Origin of the sequence: Nostoc sp. ChiVER01 (genome assembly GCF_034531155.1) — a bacterium.
In the GTDB taxonomy this organism is placed as follows: Bacteria; Cyanobacteriota; Cyanobacteriia; order Cyanobacteriales; family Nostocaceae; genus Nostoc.
This window is the reverse complement of the sequence record NZ_JAVRBS010000066.1, coordinates 3,832-5,411: the sequence shown is the minus strand read 5'-3', so window position 1 is coordinate 5,411 and position 1,580 is coordinate 3,832. Positions and strand designations below refer to the sequence as shown.

The window sequence follows — 1,580 nt, the reverse complement described above, 5'->3', positions numbered from 1 at the left end:
CCGCCAGGGCAATTCAGTCTGAGGATTCTCGCGCCTCAGCCCTGAGTGCATTAGCCGACAAACTGCCAGAGTTGTTGCCAGAAGCACTCGCCGCCGCTAGGGCAATTCAGTATGAGTATTCTCGCGCCTCAGCCCTGAGTGCATTAGCTTCTGGTCTGTCACAAATGCCGAATGCCAAACTTTTCCCTCTCTGGCAAGATACACTTCATAAGTTATCTGTTCGCACTCGCCCTAATTTGCTGCAAGATATCAAGGCATTGTTTCCAGTTATCTTTGCATTAGGTGGCGAAGCAGCAACGGCAGAAGTTGCCCGCGCTATTGTAGATGTGGCGCGATGGTGGAAATAATTTTTAATTCGTAATTCGTAATTCGTAATTTAAGACAGTTAGATTTAATTTGAGTTTACAGACTTGTATCTGTAGCCTGATTTTCGTTAATTGGTATAAGGGGATGCAGGGATGAGGATTTATAGTTTTAAGCAAAGTGCGATCCTATACTTTTGCAGCTACTCAACCCAGTTCTCTAATAACAGAGCAGGAATACGAAGTATTGCATTTACAAATTCTCTCTGGTGTCGATAAGTGAGCGATCGCAATTAGTCATAAAATCATCACAGAAATTGTCTAGATTGTCAATGAGCGACGTTAAACTATAGCGCTTCCCATTGGATGTTATACATTACAATCCAGTAAAAATATCCCTAGCCATGATGGGTTTTAAGCAACTTCTTTAGGTGACATTTTAATTTCTACTTTTTGATTTAAAGCTCCTGCGATCCGAGCCAATATCGACAAAGAATGTCCCTCATAGTCAGAATCTTCCAATCGAGCAATGACTGACTGGGTAGTACCGACTAAATCGGCTAGTTGTTGCTGCGTTAGTCCCGCTTCTTTACGTGCATCGTAGATGATTTGAGATACCTGAGCATTTATTGATGATTCTCTAACCATCTCTTGTAATTCTGGATCTTCTTTCATCATTCTTTTAATGATTTTCAGTGCATCATTAGTTTTCTTCATCTGTTTCTTCCTCTGGTTCGATATAAGTATGAATTTCTGAATTGAGTATGAATAAATTTTTGTATTTTAATGCTAAATCAATTTCTCGATCTGGAACTTGGTTATCCTCTTTAATAATGGCATGAGCTAAAATCACTACGTTTTGACCATGAAAAAAATATAGAATTCTATACTGTACTCTGATGTGCTTGGCTCTTAGTTCATAAATACCATCACGCAGAAAATCTGCGGCGGGTCGTCTTAATTCAAAACCATACTCAGCTAATTGCTCAATTCTAGCGATGCAGTTTGCATATCCCTTACGATCCTGTTTAAGTAATTTGTTTAGCCACTTTAAGACTGGAACTTCTCCTCTATCATCTTGAAAGAAAATAATCCGTGTTTCTGGCATTGTCTGGGATAAGCTTACGCATACTATTAATTTTATCGCAATAATGCGATTTTAGTGATTAGGACAAAATACTAAGCGATCGCTTAAGCTGCTTTGCATCTACAGCACTTCCCAACAAACTGAAGTGGTCTAACTCGTGACGGGAGTGGTTTCAGTCGTGACAGAAGTGG

At 39.8% G+C, this 1,580-nt stretch carries 3 protein-coding genes; 1 reads left to right on the top strand and 2 read right to left on the bottom strand.

Features of this window, described 5'->3' with window-relative positions; translation table 11 throughout:
- On the top strand, positions 1-347 hold a 347-nt coding region (locus tag RMY00_RS35950; RefSeq protein WP_322652120.1), incomplete at its 5' end, for a hypothetical protein.
- Between the two features lie 369 nt (positions 348-716).
- Here the strand turns inward: RMY00_RS35950 and RMY00_RS35945 are convergent.
- Positions 717-1,019 (bottom strand): helix-turn-helix transcriptional regulator, encoded by a 303-nt coding sequence (locus RMY00_RS35945; protein WP_322652119.1) that lies wholly within the window; start codon positions 1,017-1,019, stop codon positions 717-719.
- The gene (locus tag RMY00_RS35940) at positions 1,006-1,410 is read right to left on the bottom strand and encodes a type II toxin-antitoxin system RelE/ParE family toxin (RefSeq protein ID WP_322652118.1); all 405 of its coding nucleotides are present in this window, start codon (positions 1,408-1,410) and stop codon (positions 1,006-1,008) included. Before RMY00_RS35940 ends, RMY00_RS35945 begins: the two co-directional genes overlap by 14 nt.
- Positions 1,411-1,580 lie beyond the last annotated feature (170 nt).